Below are 20,303 nucleotides of genomic sequence, written 5' to 3'. Positions count from 1 at the left end.
TATAATCATGATTTTAAATTTACTAAGGTAATACAATGAAAATTCCTTTTATAGACTTAAATGCTCAATATAATGCTTATAAAAATGAAATCGATGAGGCCATTAGTGAAGTTTTACAAAGCAGCTCTTTTATAGGTGGTGCAAAATTAGAAGAATTTGAAAACAATTTAGCTAAATATGTAGGTATTAAACACGCAATAGGTTGTTCAAGTGGTACAAGTGCATTATTTTTAGCCTTGATGGCTTTGGGCGTGGGTAGAGATGATGAGGTAATAGTGCCAAGTTTTACCTTTATAGCTACAGCTGAAATGGTTGCTCTAATCGGTGCTAAGCCTGTTTTTGTGGATATTGATTTTAAAGATTATAATCTTAGTTTAGAAAAAGTTCAAAGTGCTATCACGCCTAAAACTAAAGCTGTAATTGCTGTGAGTATTTTTGGGCTTATGCCTGATATGTTTGCTCTAAAAGAGCTTTGTAAAAGTCAAAATATTGCTTTGATAGAAGATAGTGCGCAAAGTTTTGGAGCTAGTCAAAAAGACATAAAATCATGTGCTATAGCTGATATATCTTGCACAAGCTTTTTCCCATCTAAGCCTTTAGGTGCTTATGGAGATGGTGGAGCGATCTTTACCCAAGATGATGAATTAGCACAAAAAATAAAAATTTATTTAAATCATGGACAAGTGCAAAGATATAAGCATAAATACATCGGTATTAATGGAAGGCTTGATACTATCCAAGCAGCTATTTTAAATGTGAAATTAAAATATTTAGATGAAGAGATTAAAAAAAGAGAAGCAATAGCAAAAGTTTATGATGAAAATTTAAAAAATTGTATTTTACCGCCAAGGAAAGATGGTTTTGTGAGTGCCCAGGCTCAATATAGCGTGCGTGTAAAGAATAGAGAAAATTTCATGCAAAAATTACAAGAGCAAGGCATACCTACTGCTGTGCATTATCCTTTAGGACTTCATTTGCAAGAAGCTTTTGATTATCTTGCTTATAAAAAGGGTGATTTACCAAATACAGAGCTTTTAAGTGATGAAATTTTATCCTTACCTATGAGTGCATTTTTAAAAGAAGAGCACCAATCTAGAGTGATTGAGGCTTTTAAATGAAAATAGGGCTTATGGGCCTTGGTAAAATGGGTAAAAACCATTTAAGAGAACTTGAGCGTAATTTAAAAGTAAAAGAAATTCATCTTTATGATCCTTTTTGTAAAGATGAATTTAAACACTTTTTGTATAAAAATTTTGATGATTTTTTAAAGCAAAATCTTGATGGTGTTATCATTGCTACGCCTACTCATACGCATTTAGACATAGCTTTGAAAGTTTTTCCTAAAATAAAAAATGTTTTGATAGAAAAGCCTTTGGCATTAAATGTTGATGAAATTTTAACTTTAAATCAAAAAGCTAGAGAAAATAAAGTCAGAGTAGGGGTGGGTTTTTGTGAGAGATTTAATCCTGCTGTTTTAACTTTAAAAGAAAAACTTTTAGAAGATGAGATTATAAGTATTAACATACAAAGAATTTCGCCTTATCCACAAAGAATAAATGATGTAGGTGTTTTAAGTGATCTTAGTGTGCATGATATTGACTTAGTTAGATTTTTAAGTCAAGAGCAAATTTTAAAAGCAAATATTTATAAAAGTTTTCATCATTATAAATTTGAAGATGAGGTAATGATAAGCTTAAAATTAGAAAATATTTTAGCAAGTATTCATGATAGCTGGAATGGACAATGCATTATAAGAAAAATCACACTTTTAGGTAAAAAACATACTTATGAACTTGATCTTAAAAATTTTGAACTTTTTATTAATACGCAAAAAATTCCAAATTTATATGAAAACTCTCCTTTGTATGCTGAGCATGAAGACTTTTTTGAGCTTTTGCAAAATGGGGTTTGTAAAAATTTAGCTAGCATTGAAGATGCTTTGAGAGTGCAAGAAATTTTAGAAGGTGTTTGATAGTGAAATATGTATTTTTTTTAAATATGGGCGGGGTTAATAAACTTGATGAATGTGAAGTTTTTTTAAAAAATATGTTTAATGATCCTTATATTTTAGGGATAAAAAATGTTTTTTTAAGAAAATTTGTAGCCTTTATGATAAGAAAATCAAGACTAAAAGCTATGAAGCAAAACTATGAAAAAATGGGCGGGAAATCCCCGCTTACTCAAATCACACAAAGTTTATGTGATAAATTAAATTCTAAAACTAAAGAATATAACTTTGATTTTATTAGTCTTTATGTGTCACCCTTTGCAAATGATGTTTTTTCAAAATATGATTTTCAAAAAAATGATGAAATCATTTTATTTCCTTTATATCCTCATCATTCTAAAACCACTGTAACTAGTTCTTTAGAAGTGGTGCAAAATGAGCTAAGAAATATCCAAAATCAAGCTAATGTAAAAGTCATTGATGTTTTTTATAAAGATGAACTTTATAATGAAATGATCATAAAGCATATTTTAGAAAAAAAGAAAGAATGTGATTATAAAACTTTGATTTTTTCTGCTCATTCTTTACCACTTTCAGTGATTAAAAAAGGTGATTTGTATGAAAAACATGTACAAGAGCATGTGAGTATTTTAAAAGAAAAACTTAAAAATGAATTTGATCAAATCATTTTATCCTATCAATCAAAACTAGGTCCAGTAAAATGGCTTGAACCAAATACAAGTGATATTTTAGAAAATTTAGACCAAAAAGCTTTGATTTACCCAATATCTTTTTGTATAGATTGTTCTGAAACGATTTTTGAGCTTGGAATTGAGTATAGACACTTAGCAAAAAGTGATTATGAGCTTATTGCTTGCCCTAATGATAGCGATGAATTTATAGAGTTTGTCTTAAATAAAACAGATATTTAATGGCTACATTCGTATAAAAAGAAATCAGATTGGTTGCTGTTTATAAGAGTTTTTGAAAAAGAAAAATAAGAATTTATTTTTGTAAAACCAACTTCTTTTAAATAATCTTCCATTTCTCCTTGTCTATATAAATGTATTTGAAAATCCATATATTCGCTTTTTATTAATTTATCTTCATCGTATAGTTCATATATGCTAGGATAAAATTGAGTTTGTGTTTTTTCGTCAAAGTAACTTTTATTTTTCAACACAAGATTGAAGCCGTTATGAGTTGATACCGATGATGTTATTTTATAGTTATCATCATTATAGCTTTTTGTGTTTATGCTGTCTACTGCAAATACAAATACTCCATCTTTCTTTAATGCGTTTTTTATGTTTTTTAAAACAATCTTGCATTCTGTGATATTAGTAAATAGAGAAATTGATCCTGATGGGATAAATATATAATCATATTTTTCTTTGAAATTATATTTTAAAAAATCAGCGCAAAATGTTTGCGCAAGGGGATATTTTTGTTTTAGTTTTCTTAACATTTCCTCAGAAGAATCTATTCCTATAATATCAAAACCTTGTGTTAAAAAAGGAATCATAAATCTTCCGTTTCCACATAAAGGTTCTAAAATTTTATATTCTTTTTTAGCATATGATAAATAAAAATCTAATTCGTCTTGAGGTGCTTTATTATGTAAAATATCATACATTTCACTACAAAGATTATTATAATAGTTAATTTCCATTAATTAATCCCTGTTGATTTGGTTTTAAATAACTTTCTTTTATCATAAGATTTACTGTATCTTTAAACATAGGTAAAGCACTTTGTGCAGCGTAATAACTATAAGCCTTGGTAGGATTTCTTACCAAAACCCCTATGGTATAATTATTTTTCTCATCATTTGCAAAGCCAAAAAATGAAGCATTGTAGCGATTTGAAGTATAGCCTTTTCTCTCAGCAATCCTAGCTGTACCTGTTTTACCACCTATGATAATGCCTTGAGTTTGTGCTTTTTTACCTGTTCCTTTTTCTATAACATTGATTAAAATTTGTTGCATTTCTTTGGCAGCTTTACTTGAGAGAATTTTTTCTTTTTTAACTTCATCATCAAGTTTTATTAAGCGTCCATCTTGATAAATTTTATTTGCAATTTGCGGTGTGATATAAATTCCATCATTGTTAAATACATTATAAGCAGCTAGAAGTTGCATGAAAGTTGTTTTCAGACCATAACCATAGCTCAATACGGATTTTTCTACCTCTCTTAATCTTTTTGGGTTTGGTATTTCTCCTTTTTGTTCATAAGGAAGATCAATACCACTTTTTTCTCCAAAACGAAAAATTCTAAGCCCTGAGATGATTTCAAGATTGCTTAATCTTTGGGCAATTTTAATCATACCAACATTTGAAGAGTAGGTGATAACTTCTTCCATGCTCATTTTATCTTTTCTATGATCATCGCGTATGGTAAAACGACCAAGCTTATATTGACCACCTTGGGTATTGATGATTTCATTGACTTTGATTTTATCAAGCATTAAAGCAGTGGTAAATATAAAAGGTTTTATAACAGAACCTGCTTCATAGCCATATTCTATTGCACTTGCATTAAGCACAGAAAGATCTTTTCCACGATTTTGTGGATCATACCTTCTTGAACTAGCAAGGGCTAAAATTTTCCCACTTTTACTTTCCATAATCGCAACTATAATTTCATTCGCTTTTAGATCTTCATTTCTTTTATCAATAGCTTTTTCTAAACCTTTTTGAAGTTTTAGTGAAATATTTAAGTATAAATTACAACCATCTATTTTCCGCTTTTCATAAGAGTGCGAATTCAATATAATATTACCACCTATATCTCTTAAGCCTTGAATTTTTGCATTTTGTAAAGGATTTAAACATTCGTTGTAGTATTTTTCTAAACCTTTTATACCTACATTTTTAAAAATTTCACTTTGCTCATCCATATAAGCTCTTGTATAACCTATGATTGGAGTAAGAGAATCTTTTGGCATATACACACGATCTTCTTTGTGTTCTATAATATCAAGCCCTCTTGTTTCAACCCTGCCATTACTATTTGTAAAAGACTTAAAAAATCCTTGAGTATAAAGTTTTTTGGCTAATTCTTTTAAATAGCTTGCATCTTTTGAATTAATATCTTGGAGCAAAATAAAACTATAGCTTCTTTTTTTCTTCACAAGCATTCTTTTTTTGATATCTTGCATTTGCTCATCGCTTGCGCCACTATAAATCTGAAAAAGTGTTAAAAATAAATCTTTTTTATCAGGATTTAAACTTCTTAGATCAATTTCAGCTCTATAAATTTGTCTACTAGAGGTTACTGTAAAATTATCGCTTGTGATGATATTACCTCTAAGAGCGGAAAAATATTGCTCTTTTTGGGTGTTTGGTATATGGCGTTTTGAGGTTAGAAAAAAAGTAGAAAGTAAAAACAAGGCCATAAAAAACAGAGCCATACAAAAAGCAAAAGCTACCTTTGAAACTCTATTTCTAATGGTGTTTGAAAGCATATATTAAATTTGAGTTCTTGAAATTTCTTTATATGCGTTTATAGCCTTATTTCTAACTTCAAGCATAAATTTCATACTTGATTCAGCTTTGCTAATTGCGATTGCTGCTTGGTGTAAATCTTTTACTTCACCTGTTGCAATGTCTACCATAGCAGCTTCAGCTGTTTCTTGCGTTTTGTTAAGGTCATTGATAGAATTTTTCAATAAATTTGAAAACTCATCGCCTATACTTGCGTTATTGTTATTGTTTTTGTTATTAATATTGTTAAATTGATTTATACCATTAATAGTGTTCATTTATTAACCTCTTAGTAAATCTATCGCACTTTGTGCTATAGTTTTAGTGCTTGTAAAAGCACTTACATTTGCTTGGTAAGCTCTTGTTGCTTCTATTAAATCGGCCATTTCAATTACCGGGTTTATATTTGGAAAAGCAACATAGCCTTGTTCGTTCGCATCTGGATGAGATGGATCAAATTTCATACGAAAATCTTTATCATCTCTTACAACTTTATCAACCACTACACTCATTATAGCAGGTTTTGCATCTTTTTGTGAAGCTGGATCATTTAAAGGATTTTCATATTCTAAAAAATTATTATCTTTAGCAATTTGTTTATTTAGCAATTCATTAAAATCAGTTGCTTTAAAAATCACTTCTCTTCTTCTATACGGACCACCTTCTGCTGTTCTGGTAGTGTTTGCATTAGCTATATTTGAGCTAATTACATTCATTCTAAAGCGTTGAGCACTAAGTCCGTATCCGCTAATATCAAAATCACTTAAATAAGCCATTATTTTTCTCCTAGCCTAATTTAGAGCTTGTGTCTATGATGGCTGAAAAAATATTACTTTGTCTTCTTAAAACACCATCTAAAGCAGTAATCATCATAGTATTTTTACTCATTTCAGTAGTTTCTACATCAAGATCTACTGTGTTTGCGTCATTTCTTGCTAAATGTCCATCTCTTAAATAAATAGTTGATTTATTAGGATCTGGAAATTTCCAAGGTTTTTGATGATTTGCATCTGTACTTGCTAATTCAAGCTCTTTAGTATCTTTCTTTTTAAAAATTTCATTTGCTCTATTAACTAAAGCAGTTTCAAATTCTATATCTCTTGCTTTATAAAAAGGAGTATCAACATTTGCAAGGTTAGAATTAATCATTTGACTTCTTAGGTTTCTTCCTGCTAAAGCATCAACAATAAGTTCTTTTGATTTAAAAGGGCTTATCATAGTTTTTCCTTTAAAATAAAGCTTTTATAGACTAAAAGCAAAAATCATTCCAAAATATTTATGCAATTTTGTTTATCTATAAGTATATCTTTTTATAGTAAATTTTTGAAATTTTTAAAGCCACTTTCAAGCGAAACTTTTTTTTCTAGTGTTTTTAAAAAATCTTTTTTTGTCATTTCTTTAGCACCCATAAATTTTAAATGCTCGTTAGGTACTTGACAATCTATTAAAAAATCATATGGTTTTAAAAACTCACAAAGTCTTATTAGGGCTACTTTTGAGGCATCTTTTTTAAGACTTATCATGCTTTCGCCAAAAAATATTTTACCTATTATAAGTCCATATAAACCGCCGATTAAAACATCATTTTCATAAACTTCGACACTATGAGCTAAATTTTGCTTAAAAAGCTTTGTATAAACTTGTATAAATTCTTGACTTATCCAAGTTTTTTTTCTTTTTGCGCAATGACTTATAAGCGAGTTAAAATCAAAATCAAGTCTTATTTCATAAGTTTTTAAAGCTTTTTTTATGCTTTTTTGTATGCGCACTTCATCAGGTAAAAGCACCATTCTAGGAGAAGGGCACCACCAAGTAACAGGATTACTAGTCCATGGAAAAAGCCCTAAGCTATAAGCATGAGGTATAAAATCTACTTCTAGTTTTTCACTAATAAAAACAGGCGCATCATCAGGGCTTTTTAAAAGTTTAGAATACAAATTCGATTTTCTCATTTTTGGAAAGTTTGAGTTTTAATTTTCCACCATTTTTTAATTTTCCAAATAAAATCTCATCGCTCAATCTCTCTCCTAATTCTTCAGCAATAATGCGTTTTAGTAATCTTACTCCAAATTCTTTATTATTAGTTTTTTTAGCAAGAAATTCTTTTACTTTTTTATCAGCTTCTATGGTGATATTATTTAAATTTTTTGCCATTAAATCTAGCTCTTTTTGGACGATTTGTTCTAAAATTTCTTGATTTAAGTCATTAAAATGAATGATTTTATCTATACGGTTGATAAATTCAGGCGCAAAAAAATCTTTTATGGCTTTATTACTTTTTTCTTTATCACTGCTTAAAAAACCAAGCTCATTATTTTCTTTGAGACCTAAATTTGAAGTCATAATGATAATAGTATTTTTAAAATCAGCTTTTAATCCACTATTATCTGTCAAGCTTGCATTATCAAAAATTTGTAAAAAAGTATTAGTTAAATCAGGATGAGCTTTTTCTATTTCATCAAATAAAACTACACTAAAGGGATTTTTTCTAATACTATTACTAAGCAAGCCACCATCTTCATAGCCCACATAACCTGCTGAAGTTCCTATGAGTTTGCTCACATCGTGTTTTTGTGAGTATTCGCTCATGTCAAATCTTTCAAGATTAAGGTTTAAAATTTGTGCTAAATTTTTAGCAAGTTCGGTTTTACCAACCCCGCTTGAACCAGTAAATAAAAACACGCCTTTTGGGATATTTTTACCTTTTAATCCTGCATAGCTTTGTTTTAAAATAGAACATAAAGCTTTAATAGCTTCATCTTGTCCAAAGATGTTTTGTTTTAAATCATGCTCTAAGTTCTTAAGAATTTTACCTTGATCACTTTCATAAATTTTATGAGAATGCGTCATTCTTGCTAAAGTATTTTCTAAATCTTTTACTTTTACTATTTTTTTAGTTTTTTTATCTTCTAAAGCAAAGCTTGCGCCAAGCTCGTCGATTAAATCAATCGCACTATCTGGTAAAAATTTATCATGTAAAAATTGTTTTGCTAGTTTTATACTTGTTTGTAAAATTTCATCACTGATTTTGATTTTGTGAAAATTTTCATATTTGCTTTTTAAGCCTTGTAAAATCAAAAAACATTCTTCTTCACTTGGTTCATCTATGTCAATTTTTGCAAATCTTCTACTTAGAGCTTTGTTTTTATCAAAGGTATTTTTGTATTCTATAAAAGTAGTTGCACCTATACATTTTATATTGCCATTACTTAATGCAGGTTTTAATAAATTTGACATATCTGCATGACTTTCATTGCTTGCGCCAGTCCCTACTATGGTATGAATTTCATCTATAAATAAAATAGCATTAGGGATATTTTCCAATTCTTTAATGATGTCTTTTAGTCTTTTTTCAAAATCACCTCTGTATTTTGTCCCTGAAAGCAAGCTCGCCATATCAAGACTATAAATTTTTGAGTTTTTTAAGTGTTTTGGCACTTTTTCTTCAGCTATAGCTAGTGCTAGCCCATCTATAACAGCACTTTTACCAACACCTGGTTCACCAACTAAAATAGGATTATTTTTCTTACGACGGCTTAGAATTTGCATCATTCTTTCAAGTTCAAATTTCCTACCTATAACAGGATCGATTTTGCCTTTTTTTGCAAGTTCAACTAGCTCTATGGTATGGGTTTTTAAATTTTCAAATTCAGCATTTTGTAACAATTCTTTTATTTTTTCTTCTTCTATTAGGTGTTTTTTTAAAATATTATAAGAATAAGCTTTTTCTTCTTTGCAAAGTGCGATAATAAAATCAATCACACTTGTTTGGTTTTTTGCATTTAGCTTGTGCAATATATTTTCCAAGATTACAGAAAAAATAGGTTCTATTTCTTTTTTTAAAATTTCGTTATTTTTAGCTAAGTAGTTTTTTAACTCATTTTCAAAGCCTTGTAAATCACCATCTCCGATTTCTTCAAGTAGATTTTTAAAATCATTGCTAAGCTTAACTAAAGCAAAAAGCAAATGCTCGCAAGTGATAAATTCATGATGATTGATAAAGCTTAAATGTCTTGCATTTGGTATAAATGAGTCAATTAGTTCTTTATATTTCATTGTTCTTCTATCCTTGTTTGGAGTGGAAAATCATTGTTTTTTGCTGCCGTGTCAACTTGCTGTTTTTTGCTAAGTGCAATTTCTTCTGTGTATATACCACAAACTCCACTTCCTTGATGATGGATTTCAAGCATGATCGCGCTTGCTTTTTCAAAATCATGATGAAAAATATTCATTAAAATTTCAATTACAAAATCCATGGTGGTAACATCATCGTTTAAAAGCAAAACCTTAAACATTTTAGGTTCTGCTAGTTTTTGTTGCTCTAAAATTTCACTTTTTAGACCCATTTAATATCCTATTAATATCTTCTTGCATAATCTCAGTAGAAACTTTTCCAAGATAATATTTCACATAACTTTTTGAGTCTTTATTCCAAAAGTCTGTTAAATCTTGATAAACACCATCTTTTAAAACTACTTTAAAAGGAAGTTGTTCCATGCTTTGATAGTTGATATCTTTTAAAGCTTGTGCGACAATTCTATCATTTTCTTTAGAATTGCTTAAAAAATAATATGCCCCATATTTAATAGCAAAATCTTTAACAGTTTGATCGCTTACATTTTCAAAATGACTAAGCCCTATGATGATAAAATTATCTGTATTTTTTTGCCATAAGCTTGTTAGATGGGTAGCTTCTTCTTGGCAAGGTGTGCAAAAGGTTCCAAAAAAATCAAACATTAAAATTTTATTCTCTTCGCCTTTTACCATAAAACCATTTTGTGTTCTTACTAAGGTTTTTTCACCACCATTGACACTTTTTAAAAGAATTTCATCACCGATTTTATACTCAGCAAATGCAAATTCGTTTTCGATTTTTTCTTCGCTTGAGCAAGCACTTATTAAAAATGCAAAAGCAAATGTAAAAAATAAATAAGCAAATTTTTTCATCAAAATCCTTTTTTAATAATGATTTTTCATAGCAGCTCTTGCCTCAAGATCTGCTTGTTTTTTCTTTAAACTTTCTCTTTTATCGTGCAAGTTTTTTCCTTTGGCTAAGGCTATTAAAACTTTTACTTTATTTTTTTCATTAAAATAAAGTTCTAATGGCACTATAGTAAAACCTTGAGTGCTAATTTTACCAAAAAGCCTATCGATTTGCTTTTTATGCATTAAAAGTTTTCGCGCACCTTTTTCATCATGCTTATAAAAAGAATGTGTAGTACTAAGATGAGAAATATGAGCATTAAGTAAGAAAATTTCACCTTTGATAATACGCACAAAAGAATCTTTTAAATTTGCTCTACTAGCTCTTAATGCTACCACTTCAGAACCTTTTAAAACAATGCCTGCTTCAAATTTTTCCAAAATTTCATAATCAAAAAAAGCTTTTTTGTTTTTTACTATAGTTTTTTTCATCATTTAGCCTTAAAAACTCCACTTCCACTTCCACTTAAAAAATAAGCTTCATCAAGAAAAGTTTGCATTTTAGGATAAATTTTTACACAAGGAGCAAATAAGTCATTTAAATCAGTGTTTTTATACTCTAAAATTTCACTTGTTTTGAGTGTTTTAAGTGTTTTGGCTAAATTTAAATTCGCTGTTAAATCATATGAGCTTTCATCAAATGCTTTATATACTTTTGCGCTTGAGCATTCAATAGCAGGAAAAGTAAAATCAAGTTGAGTAAAATCATCTTCAAAATATTCTATAATCTCGCCACACCCACTAACATTTGCACTATCATATCCGCTTAAAAAAAAGATTAAATCAGAGCCGAGTTTTTGGCAGATTTGTTCAAGTTGTTGTTGGTTGAGTTTTAAATTTAAAGCTTCGTTGATCATAAGTAAAAATGTCACCGCATCAGTGCTACTTCCACCAAGGCCTCCACCTATGGGAATATTTTTAATAAGCTTTAAACTTTTGTCTTTAAAAAATTCATTTAATTCATTAGAAAATCCTAAATTTTCTAATTCTTTATAAGCTTTGTGTATGATGGTATCTTGGGTAAAATTTCCAGTGATTTCAAATCCTTCTTTTGTTTTTTCATCACTAAAGCTTAATTCATCAAAAATATCTTTTAGTAAAATAAAGCGTGATTGTAATAAATGATAAGATCTTGAATCAATTCCTATGATTTTTAAAAAAATATTAGCTTTTGCGTAAGCTTTCATTTTTTAAGCTTTTTACTCAGATCATCAAGTTTTATCGTTTCATCGCTAATTGCATGTAAATTTTCACTTTTTACTTGCTCGATAAGCTCTTTACGTAGTATCATTAAAGACTTTGGTGCTTCGATGCCTATTTTGGCATAGCCTTTACCTGTTTGAACTACTTTAATTTCTATATCATCTCCGATTTTTATACTTTCATTTTCTTTTCTTGATAAAATTAACATTTTAATACCTTATTTAAATAATATTGCACTTGATTATCTTGGATAGAAATGATAGAAAAAAAATCTTTTTCTTCTAAAATATAGCTACCTTCTTCTTGAATTTCCAAATCGTCCAAAAATATTTTTTGTCCATTGTGTAATTTTTGGGGGTATTTTATCGTATTTTTTCTAAGATTTAAATAAGCTAAAGGATTTAACTCTTTTTCATTCTCATAAAAAAACTTTCCTTCACTTAAGCGTTCTAATGAGCTTAGCGTGGCTTTAATACCAAGTTTTCTAGCAAATAATTCACAATAAGAGCGTATATAAGAACCCTCACTAACTGCTATTTCTATGGTTAAAAAGGGGTGGTTATAGTGTAAAATTTTAGTATAAAAAATTTCCATAACACAAGGTTTTAAATTGACTTCAAAACCTCTTTTTGCAAGCTCATAAGAGCGTACTCCATCTATTTTTTTTGCACAAAATGCGGGTGGGGTGTAGGTGATTTTACCTAAAAGTTCATTTTTAATTTGTTCTAAAATTTGCTCATCAAAAGCATTTATAAGATTGATTTCTTTGATATTTTGATTATCAAGGCTTAGTGAATGCACGCCTAGCCAAAGCGTTGCTTTGTAAACCTTTGGATTTTTATCAAAAAAGCGAAAAAGTTTTGTGTATTGATCAAAGGCTATGAGTAAAACACCTTTTGCAAAAGGATCAAGTGTTCCTGAAAAACCTGCTTTTTTGTTTTTATATTTTTTTTTGAGTTTGCCTAAAAAAGCATTAGAACTCATTCCACTTGGTTTGTAAGCTACAAAAAGTTTATTCATATCACTTTTTCCACAAAACTTGACATTATCATTCTTTCTATGCCTCCAAAATTAATCGTGAGTTTTTCTTCAGCACCTATTTTACTTACCCCAGTGACTCTGCCTATGCCAAAAATTTTATGTTTGATTAAATCGCCTTTTTTATAGCAATTTTTTTGATGATCTAGTGTTAATTCTTTTTTGATTACATTACTCTCGCCAAAAAATCTACTTTTTTCTAATCTTGTGCGACTTCCTTTATAAAATCTAGAATTAGCATAGCTTAAATAAAGTTTTTTCTTGGCTCTAGTGATTGCTACATAAGCAAGTCTTCTTTCTTCTTCTATATTGCTTGATTCGCTAGTGAGTGGGAAAAATCCTTCTTCTAAGCCTATGATAAAAACATAATCAAACTCAAGTCCTTTGCTTGCATGAATACTCATAATACAAATACTTTCTTTATCAAGTCCATCTTGCTCATTAAGTAAAGAAATTTCATTTAAAATATCATCTAAGCCATTATAATTTCCATGAGTGATTTTATCTTTTAAGTTAGCATAAAGTTCATCTATATTTAAAAGTTTATCTTCACCTTCTGGGTTATCTTTATAAAATTCTTTGATTTTAAATTCTTCTTCTAAGGCTAAAATCATTGCAAGCAAATCATCTTTTTCTTTGATTTTGTGTATGCTTAGTATGAATTTTTCTAATTCTTTGTCTGTTTTTTTACTAAAAAAACCACTCCCTTGCAAAACACATAGACTTTCAAATAAAGACAAATGGTTTTCTTTGGCATAATTTTCTAGCTTTTCTAAACTTGCATTACCAAAATTTCTTTTAGGACGGTTGATAATGCGTTTAAAAGAATAATCATCATTTAGATTTGAAAGTAATCTTAAATAAGAAATGATATCTTTAATCTCAGCTCTTTCATAAAAACGAATTCCACTTAGCAATTTAAAAGGAATTTTTTCTTTACTAAAAGCTTCTTCAAGAGCACGAGATAGGGCATTTACTCTATAAAGTATGGCTATTTCACTAGGATTAATCCCTGAGTTTAAAAGTTTTGAAACTTCTCTTGCAACCTTAAAGCTTTCAATTTTCTCATCATCATTTTGCAAAATTGTGATTTCTTCGCCCTCATCTTTGGTACAAATTAAAGTTTTCCCTAGTCTTTTTCTATTATGCTCTATAAGTTCATTTGCAGCTTGTAAAATAGCGCTAGTTGAGCGATAATTTTGCTCTAATTTGACTAATTTTACATTGTTAAATTGCTCTTTGAAATTTAAGATATTTTCTATTTTAGCCCCACGCCATCCATAAATACTTTGATCATCATCGCCTACCACGCAAATATTTTCATGAGACGTGCAAAGTTTTTTTAGAATTTGATATTGTAAGGCATTGGTATCTTGATACTCATCTACTGTTATATAAGTATATTTTTGACTTTGCTCTTTTGCAAATTGTTCATCTTCTAAAATTTTATTAGTTAGCATGAGTAAATCATCAAAATCCATGAAATTATTTTGGATTAAAAAATGTTCATATTGCTCATATAAATGAATGATTTCTTCGTAATTTTTGTTTTTTTCATCTTTTAAAAATTCTAATTCTTTGCGTATTTCTTGGGCGCTTTTGCTTTGATTTTTAAAATTTGAAATATAAGCACCTATGCTTGCTAAAGAGCTTTGTAAATTTTCGCTAGCTAAATCTTTTAGTATTTTCTTTTTATCATCTGTATCGATAATGACAAAATTATTTGCTCTATTAATTCTTTCGCTATAAAGTCTTAAGAATAACAAGCCAAATTTATGAAAAGTGCATAAAAGGGGATTGTGTAGATTTTGATCTTGTAAAAGTGCTAAGGCTCTTGCTTTCATTACATTAGCAGCTTTATTTGTAAAGGTTAGTGTGAGGGTGTTTTGCGCAGGAATACCTACATGATCGATTAAATAAGCAAGCCTAGTGGTAATGGTTTTAGTCTTTCCACTACCTGCGCCTGCTAGTATTAGCATAGCTCCATCAATATGCATGATAGCTTCTTTTTGGCTATCATTTAAACCTTCAAAAAAACTCATTTTTTAAATAAATCTTTATTGTTAGGATTATTTAAAAAAGCATTCATGGATTTTTCTTTTAATTTTTGATCATTTTGCTTTTTGAAATAGTTTGAAAAATTGACAAAAATGATATTATCTTCAACTTGAATTTGAGTAATTGCCCCTAAATCCACTTTCACAAAAGTTGCAAAATCATCAGGTCCAAAACCTGCATGAAATTCTATATGCTCATTTGCTAAAACTATGGATTTAAAAGTATAACCACCAAGAGCAAAAAGACAATAAGGATTTTTACTCACTACATCTAATTCTGGTGGTAAAGGGGGTTCGAGTGTAACAAATTTAGTATTTACAATGATATTAAACTCAATATCTTCTTGGATTAAAATTTGTAAACATTCATAAATGCTTTTTTGCATTAAACTTATAAAATTTTTATTGTTTAAAATTTTATCAATCATTGCTTAGCCTTAAAAATTCATCTACTAGTATTCTAACTTGCTCTAAACCTATATTCCAAAACTCATCACTTTCTATATCAAAGCCAAACATAGCTACAAGCTCTTTTGGACTTTTGCTTCCCCCGCTACTTAAAAACTCAGTATAAATCGAAGTAAAATCAGTACATTTACCACTTTTATATAGTCCATAAAGCGCTAAAACTAAAAGTTGTGCATAAGCATAAGCATAGCAGTAAAATGGAGAGTGTATAAAATGTGGTATATAAGAATACCAAAGGCCATAATTTTTGGTTAAAACTACACTATCTTGAAACATTTTTCTTGATTCTTCAAGCCAAATCTCACTTAGTTCTTGAGCGCTTAGTTCTTCTTTTTTAGCATGAAATCTGCGTTCAAAAGTAGTAAAATTAATCTGTCTATAAAGAGTAGCAAAAATATCTTCTATTTTTGCTGCATATAAAGACAAAAGCTCTTCTTTGCCTAAATTTTCTTTAATATAATCAAAAATCAACATTTCTGCAAACACTGAAGCAGTTTCTGCTGTAGTTAGCGGTGTATCTTGATTTAAAAAACTTACTTTATAGGAAAGTTTTTGATGTATAGTGTGGCCTAACTCATGTGCTAGAGTAAAAAGATCGCGTCTTTGGTTGGTATAGTTTAAAAGTATAAAAGGATGACTTAGTGGCGTGCTTGAGTGAGAAAAAGCACCGCTTTGTTTAAATTCTTTAGGGTAAACATCGATCCAATTATTCTCAAAAGCTTCTTTTGTTATCCTATAAAAATCTTTAGAAAATTTTTCAAAAGCTTTTAAAACTATATCCTTTCCTTGATCAAAATCAACTTGCATTTCCTTTCCAATAGGCGCATAACGATCATAATCTTTTAGCTTTTTATATCCTAGAATTTTTTTCTTTGCGTTGTAAAATTTAGAAACAATATCAAAACTATTTTCACTAGCACTAATAAGCACATCAACGCTTTTTTTAGAAATTTGATTTCTTATATGTCTTGGGGTTTCTGGACTTTCATAAGATCTTAACTCGCAAATACTAGCAAGTTCGCTTTTAATCATATTAAAAATATATACTAAAAGCTTGTTTTGTTTTTTCAAGGTTTTACTAAAGCATTTTGAAGCTTTTTTTCTAATGCTTCTATCTTTATCATAAAGCTTGCTTAGAATTTCTTCTTCGCTTAATTTTTGTCCTTCAAAATTAAATTTTAAAGCACTAAATGTCTCATCAAATAATCTTGCAAATGCATTTGAACCTGTACTTGATAGAGCTAGGATAACTCTTTCTTCTTTTTTAGAAAGATTGTGTTTTTTGTGTTTGATAAGATTATTTAAATAAAACTCATAATCTTTGCAAAATGTGATGAAAGTTTTGCTTTTTTCTTCTTTTAATTCGCAAAATTCAAGTTCAAAAAATAAAAGATTTTCTTCTATTTTTTTACTTAAATTTTCATATTTTGCATAAAAAGCACCTTTTGTGGTATCTTGAGCAAAATTTAAATACACATAGGTTAGTATATGAGAAAGTTTTAAGATTAATTCTTCATAATTTTTTAAAGCCTGTAAGAATTGCTCATTGTCTAAACTATGAAGATTATTTTCATATTGTTTTTTAAATTCACAAGCATCATCTTGGGTTTTTTGTAAAAAAAGATTTAATTCTTGCTCATCTTTAAATAATGTACTTAAGTTCCAATTTTGCATGATTTTAACTTTCTAAAATGAGTTTTTTTAATACAGCCATTCTAATGGCAACGCCATTTTTAACTTGAGTTAAAACCTTACATCTTTTATCAGCCATTACTTCATCGCTAATATCAATATTTCTATGCACAGGACCAGGATGTAGGATAATGAGATTTTTATCTTTTATTAAATCTTTACTAATGCAAAAATCATTTGCATAATCTTTAAGCGATGCATAGGTTGGGATATTGTGTCTTTCAGTTTGTGTTCTAAGACTCATGATAATATCAATATCATCAATAACTTCTTTTAGTTTATTTGTTTTTTTAATAGGATAATTTGGCATAAAATGAGGCGGGGCTACTAGGGTAATGTCTATACCAAAACGAGGTAATAATTCTAAATTTGAAGCAGCAACGCGTGAGTTTTTAATATCTCCTACTATTGCTATTTTTTTACCTTTAACATTATAATCAAAATGTTCCATTATAGTAAAAAGATCAAGTAAAGCTTGAGTAGGATGAGCATGCTTGCCATCGCCTCCATTAACTATAGGACAATGAGTATAATTTGCTAAAGTATGAGGCACGCCTGAGTTTTTGTGTCTAACTACAATAGCACTTGGTGCCATTGCATCTAAATTCGCAGCAGTATCAAAAAGTGTTTCGCCTTTACTTGAGCTACTTCTTGAAACATCTAATTTTAAAACTTTAGCACCCAGTCTTCTTGCAGCTGTTTCAAAGCTTGATTGGGTGCGTGTTGAATTTTCAAAGAAAATTGTTGTAACACTTTTTCCTTCTAAAAATGTACGCGGTTTTTCATCTAGGAATTCTTTTGCTTCTTTAAATAAAGCTAAGATTTCATCATTGTTAAAATCTTTTGTAGTGATTAAATGCCTCATAAGCCCTCCTTAAATTTTTAAATTAAGCTCATTATCTGAACAAATGGCGCTAAATAAAACATCCGTTGAGCTATTTAAAGCTGTTTCAACGCTATCTTGAATAACCCCTATGATAAAACCAACCGCAACTACTTGCATAGCTATGTCATAATCAATATTAAACAAAGAGCAAGCAAGTGGTATAAGTAAGAGCGAACCGCCGGCAACCCCGCTAGCTCCACAAGCTGCAAATGCAGCTAAAACACTCAAAAGCATAGCTTGTAAAAAATTTATTTCAATGCCTACTGTGTGAGCTGCTGCAAGACTTAATATAGCAATGGTTACAGCTGCTCCTGCCATATTAATCGTAGCTCCTAGTGGAATGGAGATACTATATAGGTTATTGTTGATATTTAATTTAGAGCAAAGTGCCATATTTACAGGGATGTTTGCTGCAGAACTTCTTGTGAAAAATGCAAAAACAGCACTATGTTTTAAGCAAATAAAAATCAAAGGATAAGGATTTTTCTTTGTATAGGCAAAAACAATTAAAGCATTAATCACAAAGGCTACAAAAAACATAGTTAAAACTAAAATTATCAATAATTTAATATAACTTAAAAGCCCTGCTGCTCCTGTTTGAGCAACTGAATTTGCTACAAGTCCAAAAATTCCAAAAGGAGCAAGTTTGACTATAAATTTAACGATTTTTAACACACCTTCGTTGATATCAGTAAAAAGTTGCTTTGCATCATTAGAGCAATGTCTTAGGGCAAAACCTCCGCCTATAGCCCAAGCTAATATGCTTAAATAATTTCCTGAAGATAAAGCGTGGATAGGATTATCTACGATTTGAAAAAGTAAGGTTTTAAATACTTCGCCTATATGCGCAGGACTTGTGGTGGAAGCTTTTTCAATATCGGTTAATACTAATTCTATGGGAAAGACAAAGCTTATACTAACTGCGCTTAAAGAAGCTAAAAAAGTTCCAAATATATATAAGAAAATGATATGTTTTATTTTTTCACTTCCATGGTTAAATTCTTTTGTGCAAATAGTTGTTAAGATTAAGATAAAAACCAAAATTGGCGCTATAGCTTTTAAAGCTCCTGTAAATAAAGCACCAAAAATATTTGCAAAAATAGCTAAATCTTTAGAAAAAACACCTACTAAAATTCCTAAAACAATACCTATGCAAATTTGTAAAATAAGATTTCCATCTTTATAGCGTTTGATTGCACAAGAAAATAAACTCATTTCTTACCTTTTTTGTAGTGATAAATTTTTAATTTATTCTAACAAAGTAAAGCTTAAATAAGCTTTTTTATTTTTAAGCTAGCTTATGTTAGAATAGAGCTATCATTTTTATGATAAGGAATATAAAATATGTATTTATTTACTTCTGAAGTTGTTAGTGCAGGACATCCTGATAAATGCGCTGATATTATAGCCGATTCTATAGTGGATGCTTTTTTAACTCATGATAAAGACTCAAGGGTTGCTAGTGAGGTTTTTGTAGCAGGAAATAAAGTAGTAATTGGTGGCGAGATTAAATCAAAACATAAGCTAGAAAAACAAGATTATGAAAATATCGTAAAAAAAGCTTTAGCGGATATTGGTTATGATGGACATCCGCATTTTAGTAAAAAGCAATGTTTACATCCTGATGATTTAGATGTAATGGTATTTTTAAATGAGCAAAGCCCTGATATTAATCAAGGTGTTGATCAAGAAGATGGAGAAATTGGAGCAGGTGATCAAGGGATAATGTTTGGTTTTGCAAGTAATGAAGCAAAAGAATATATGCCAGCGGCTATTTCTTATGCTAGAATGCTTTGTGATAAAGTATATGAGTTTGCAAAAAACAATCCTGATAAACTTGGAGTGGATATTAAAACTCAAGTGACAATTGATTATGTAAATAAAGAAAATTTTGAAAATTGCAAACCTCAAAGCATTCATACTATTGTAGTTTCAGCTCCTTGTGTTGAAAGTATGAAAATAGAAGATTTAAGAGCTTTGGTGATGGGTTTGATTTTAGATTCAAATTTACCAAAAGAGCTTTTTTGCCCAGAAAAAACAAGAATTTTAATCAACCCAACGGGAAAATATGTAAATCATAGTTCATTACATGATAGTGGTTTAACAGGAAGAAAGCTTATAGTAGATAGCTTTGGTGGCTATGCTCCAATAGGCGGAGGAGCACAATCTTCTAAAGATTATACTAAGGTTGATAGAAGCGGGCTTTATGCTGCAAGATGGCTTGCTAAAAATATCGTAGCAGCAGGGCTTGCTAAAAAATGCATAGTGCAGCTTTCTTATGCTATAGGTGTAGCTAAACCAACTTCTGTAAGTGTGGATTGTATGGGAACAAATACAAGATTAAATGATGATATTTTAAGTGATTTTGTGATGAAAACTTTCCCATTAACTCCAAATTGGATTAAAAATAAATTCAATCTTGATAAACCAAGTAAAGATACTTTCATGTATGCTGATGTAGCTGCTCGTGGTCAAGTGGGGCAGGCTGATTATCCTTGGGAAAAATTAGACGCTCTTGATGAATTTAAAGCATTATAAAATG

The 20,303-nt window shown here is 29.5% G+C and carries 22 protein-coding genes; 4 read left to right on the top strand and 18 right to left on the bottom strand.

Annotated elements, in window-relative coordinates; all coding sequences use genetic code 11:
• Positions 1-41 precede the first annotated feature (41 nt).
• The 3 genes from CD56_RS05520 to hemH are packed head-to-tail and all read left to right on the top strand — an operon-like array spanning position 42 to position 2,880.
• Entirely contained in the window at positions 42-1,118 is a 1,077-nt protein-coding gene (locus CD56_RS05520) for a DegT/DnrJ/EryC1/StrS family aminotransferase (RefSeq protein ID WP_080754593.1), read from the top strand.
• Positions 1,115-1,972 (top strand): Gfo/Idh/MocA family protein, encoded by an 858-nt coding sequence (locus tag CD56_RS05515; protein WP_047208439.1) that lies wholly within the window; start codon positions 1,115-1,117, stop codon positions 1,970-1,972. Before CD56_RS05520 ends, CD56_RS05515 begins: the two co-directional genes overlap by 4 nt.
• Before the next feature lie 2 nt (positions 1,973-1,974).
• Positions 1,975-2,880, top strand: coding sequence for a ferrochelatase (hemH, locus tag CD56_RS05510; protein ID WP_047208438.1), 906 nt, complete (start codon positions 1,975-1,977; stop codon positions 2,878-2,880).
• Here the strand turns inward: hemH and CD56_RS05505 are convergent.
• The 18 genes from CD56_RS05505 to sstT form a co-directional block, all read right to left on the bottom strand.
• Complete coding sequence (locus CD56_RS05505; RefSeq protein WP_047208437.1) at positions 2,877-3,620, bottom strand: class I SAM-dependent methyltransferase; 744 nt, start codon at positions 3,618-3,620, stop codon at positions 2,877-2,879. The two genes, hemH and CD56_RS05505, sit on opposite strands and share 4 nt — an antisense overlap.
• Positions 3,610-5,415, bottom strand: a complete 1,806-nt coding sequence (locus tag CD56_RS05500) for a peptidoglycan D,D-transpeptidase FtsI family protein (protein WP_047208436.1) — start codon at positions 5,413-5,415, stop codon at positions 3,610-3,612. Before CD56_RS05500 ends, CD56_RS05505 begins: the two co-directional genes overlap by 11 nt.
• A gap of 3 nt (positions 5,416-5,418) precedes the next feature.
• Positions 5,419-5,712 carry a flagellar hook-basal body complex protein FliE gene (gene fliE / locus CD56_RS05495; RefSeq protein ID WP_039628574.1) on the bottom strand — a complete coding sequence of 98 codons (294 nt, stop codon included), beginning with the start codon at positions 5,710-5,712 and terminating at the stop codon, positions 5,419-5,421.
• A 3-nt stretch (positions 5,713-5,715) separates the two neighbouring features.
• On the bottom strand, positions 5,716-6,210 hold the full coding sequence (gene flgC / locus CD56_RS05490; protein ID WP_039618718.1) for a flagellar basal body rod protein FlgC: 495 nt from the start codon (positions 6,208-6,210) through the stop codon (positions 5,716-5,718).
• A 10-nt stretch (positions 6,211-6,220) separates the two neighbouring features.
• The gene (flgB, locus tag CD56_RS05485) at positions 6,221-6,652 is read right to left on the bottom strand and encodes a flagellar basal body rod protein FlgB (protein WP_047208435.1); all 432 of its coding nucleotides are present in this window, start codon (positions 6,650-6,652) and stop codon (positions 6,221-6,223) included.
• Positions 6,653-6,744: 92 nt separating this feature from the next.
• Complete coding sequence (gene aat, locus CD56_RS05480) at positions 6,745-7,386, bottom strand: leucyl/phenylalanyl-tRNA--protein transferase (RefSeq protein WP_039628570.1); 642 nt, start codon at positions 7,384-7,386, stop codon at positions 6,745-6,747.
• Positions 7,361-9,490 (bottom strand): AAA family ATPase, encoded by a 2,130-nt coding sequence (locus CD56_RS05475; RefSeq protein ID WP_047208434.1) that lies wholly within the window; start codon positions 9,488-9,490, stop codon positions 7,361-7,363. Before CD56_RS05475 ends, aat begins: the two co-directional genes overlap by 26 nt.
• On the bottom strand, positions 9,487-9,780 hold the full coding sequence (locus CD56_RS05470; protein WP_039626581.1) for an ATP-dependent Clp protease adaptor ClpS: 294 nt from the start codon (positions 9,778-9,780) through the stop codon (positions 9,487-9,489). Before CD56_RS05470 ends, CD56_RS05475 begins: the two co-directional genes overlap by 4 nt.
• Positions 9,764-10,381: a thioredoxin domain-containing protein gene (locus tag CD56_RS05465; RefSeq protein ID WP_047208433.1), complete on the bottom strand. Its 618-nt coding sequence runs from the start codon at positions 10,379-10,381 to the stop codon at positions 9,764-9,766. Before CD56_RS05465 ends, CD56_RS05470 begins: the two co-directional genes overlap by 17 nt.
• Before the next feature lie 12 nt (positions 10,382-10,393).
• The gene (gene smpB, locus CD56_RS05460; RefSeq protein WP_039628564.1) at positions 10,394-10,849 is read right to left on the bottom strand and encodes an SsrA-binding protein SmpB; all 456 of its coding nucleotides are present in this window, start codon (positions 10,847-10,849) and stop codon (positions 10,394-10,396) included.
• A complete protein-coding gene (locus CD56_RS05455; protein ID WP_047208432.1) occupies positions 10,849-11,604 on the bottom strand; it encodes a 4-(cytidine 5'-diphospho)-2-C-methyl-D-erythritol kinase in 756 nt (251 codons plus the stop codon). The genes smpB and CD56_RS05455 overlap by 1 nt, the downstream gene beginning before the upstream one ends.
• Positions 11,601-11,828 carry a carbon storage regulator CsrA gene (csrA, locus tag CD56_RS05450; protein ID WP_012661763.1) on the bottom strand — a complete coding sequence of 76 codons (228 nt, stop codon included), beginning with the start codon at positions 11,826-11,828 and terminating at the stop codon, positions 11,601-11,603. The genes CD56_RS05455 and csrA overlap by 4 nt, the downstream gene beginning before the upstream one ends.
• Entirely contained in the window at positions 11,822-12,640 is an 819-nt protein-coding gene (gene truB / locus CD56_RS05445; protein ID WP_047208431.1) for a pseudouridine synthase family protein, read from the bottom strand. Before truB ends, csrA begins: the two co-directional genes overlap by 7 nt.
• A complete protein-coding gene (locus tag CD56_RS05440; RefSeq protein WP_047208430.1) occupies positions 12,637-14,700 on the bottom strand; it encodes an ATP-dependent helicase in 2,064 nt (687 codons plus the stop codon). Before CD56_RS05440 ends, truB begins: the two co-directional genes overlap by 4 nt.
• Complete coding sequence (locus tag CD56_RS05435) at positions 14,697-15,143, bottom strand: hypothetical protein (RefSeq protein WP_047208429.1); 447 nt, start codon at positions 15,141-15,143, stop codon at positions 14,697-14,699. The genes CD56_RS05440 and CD56_RS05435 overlap by 4 nt, the downstream gene beginning before the upstream one ends.
• Complete coding sequence (locus CD56_RS05430; protein WP_047208428.1) at positions 15,136-16,857, bottom strand: M3 family oligoendopeptidase; 1,722 nt, start codon at positions 16,855-16,857, stop codon at positions 15,136-15,138. Before CD56_RS05430 ends, CD56_RS05435 begins: the two co-directional genes overlap by 8 nt.
• 4 nt (positions 16,858-16,861) lie before the next feature.
• Entirely contained in the window at positions 16,862-17,740 is an 879-nt protein-coding gene (locus CD56_RS05425; protein ID WP_047208427.1) for an aspartate carbamoyltransferase catalytic subunit, read from the bottom strand.
• A 9-nt stretch (positions 17,741-17,749) separates the two neighbouring features.
• Entirely contained in the window at positions 17,750-18,976 is a 1,227-nt protein-coding gene (sstT, locus tag CD56_RS05420; RefSeq protein WP_047208426.1) for a serine/threonine transporter SstT, read from the bottom strand.
• Positions 18,977-19,105: 129 nt separating this feature from the next.
• Here sstT and metK point away from each other — a divergent pair, with 129 nt between their 5' ends.
• Positions 19,106-20,299: a methionine adenosyltransferase gene (gene metK, locus CD56_RS05415; RefSeq protein WP_047208425.1), complete on the top strand. Its 1,194-nt coding sequence runs from the start codon at positions 19,106-19,108 to the stop codon at positions 20,297-20,299.
• Positions 20,300-20,303 lie beyond the last annotated feature (4 nt).

The sequence above is a fragment of the Campylobacter lari genome (assembly GCF_001017575.1).
Classification (GTDB): domain Bacteria; phylum Campylobacterota; class Campylobacteria; order Campylobacterales; family Campylobacteraceae; genus Campylobacter_D; species Campylobacter_D lari_C.
Note: the sequence above shows the minus strand (reverse complement) of the source record. Positions and strands in the feature narration are given on the sequence as shown.

Bases quoted from the DNA above. Each gene is read 5' to 3' on its own strand.
- CD56_RS05515 (WP_047208439.1), top strand. From the start codon at position 1,115: ATGAAAATAGGGCTTATGGGCCTTGGTAAAATGGGTAAAAACCATTTA.
- CD56_RS05505 (WP_047208437.1), bottom strand. From the start codon at position 3,620: ATGGAAATTAACTATTATAATAATCTTTGTAGTGAAATGTATGATATT.
- CD56_RS05500 (WP_047208436.1), bottom strand. From the start codon at position 5,415: ATGCTTTCAAACACCATTAGAAATAGAGTTTCAAAGGTAGCTTTTGCT.
- fliE (WP_039628574.1), bottom strand. From the start codon at position 5,712: ATGAACACTATTAATGGTATAAATCAATTTAACAATATTAATAACAAA.
- flgC (WP_039618718.1), bottom strand. From the start codon at position 6,210: ATGGCTTATTTAAGTGATTTTGATATTAGCGGATACGGACTTAGTGCT.
- flgB (WP_047208435.1), bottom strand. From the start codon at position 6,652: ATGATAAGCCCTTTTAAATCAAAAGAACTTATTGTTGATGCTTTAGCA.
- aat (WP_039628570.1), bottom strand. From the start codon at position 7,386: ATGAGAAAATCGAATTTGTATTCTAAACTTTTAAAAAGCCCTGATGAT.
- CD56_RS05475 (WP_047208434.1), bottom strand. From the start codon at position 9,490: ATGAAATATAAAGAACTAATTGACTCATTTATACCAAATGCAAGACAT.
- CD56_RS05470 (WP_039626581.1), bottom strand. From the start codon at position 9,780: ATGGGTCTAAAAAGTGAAATTTTAGAGCAACAAAAACTAGCAGAACCT.
- CD56_RS05465 (WP_047208433.1), bottom strand. From the start codon at position 10,381: ATGAAAAAATTTGCTTATTTATTTTTTACATTTGCTTTTGCATTTTTA.
- smpB (WP_039628564.1), bottom strand. From the start codon at position 10,849: ATGAAAAAAACTATAGTAAAAAACAAAAAAGCTTTTTTTGATTATGAA.
- CD56_RS05455 (WP_047208432.1), bottom strand. From the start codon at position 11,604: ATGAAAGCTTACGCAAAAGCTAATATTTTTTTAAAAATCATAGGAATT.
- csrA (WP_012661763.1), bottom strand. From the start codon at position 11,828: ATGTTAATTTTATCAAGAAAAGAAAATGAAAGTATAAAAATCGGAGAT.
- truB (WP_047208431.1), bottom strand. From the start codon at position 12,640: ATGAATAAACTTTTTGTAGCTTACAAACCAAGTGGAATGAGTTCTAAT.
- CD56_RS05440 (WP_047208430.1), bottom strand. From the start codon at position 14,700: ATGAGTTTTTTTGAAGGTTTAAATGATAGCCAAAAAGAAGCTATCATG.
- CD56_RS05435 (WP_047208429.1), bottom strand. From the start codon at position 15,143: ATGATTGATAAAATTTTAAACAATAAAAATTTTATAAGTTTAATGCAA.
- CD56_RS05430 (WP_047208428.1), bottom strand. From the start codon at position 16,857: ATGCAAAATTGGAACTTAAGTACATTATTTAAAGATGAGCAAGAATTA.
- CD56_RS05425 (WP_047208427.1), bottom strand. From the start codon at position 17,740: ATGAGGCATTTAATCACTACAAAAGATTTTAACAATGATGAAATCTTA.
- sstT (WP_047208426.1), bottom strand. From the start codon at position 18,976: ATGAGTTTATTTTCTTGTGCAATCAAACGCTATAAAGATGGAAATCTT.
- metK (WP_047208425.1), top strand. From the start codon at position 19,106: ATGTATTTATTTACTTCTGAAGTTGTTAGTGCAGGACATCCTGATAAA.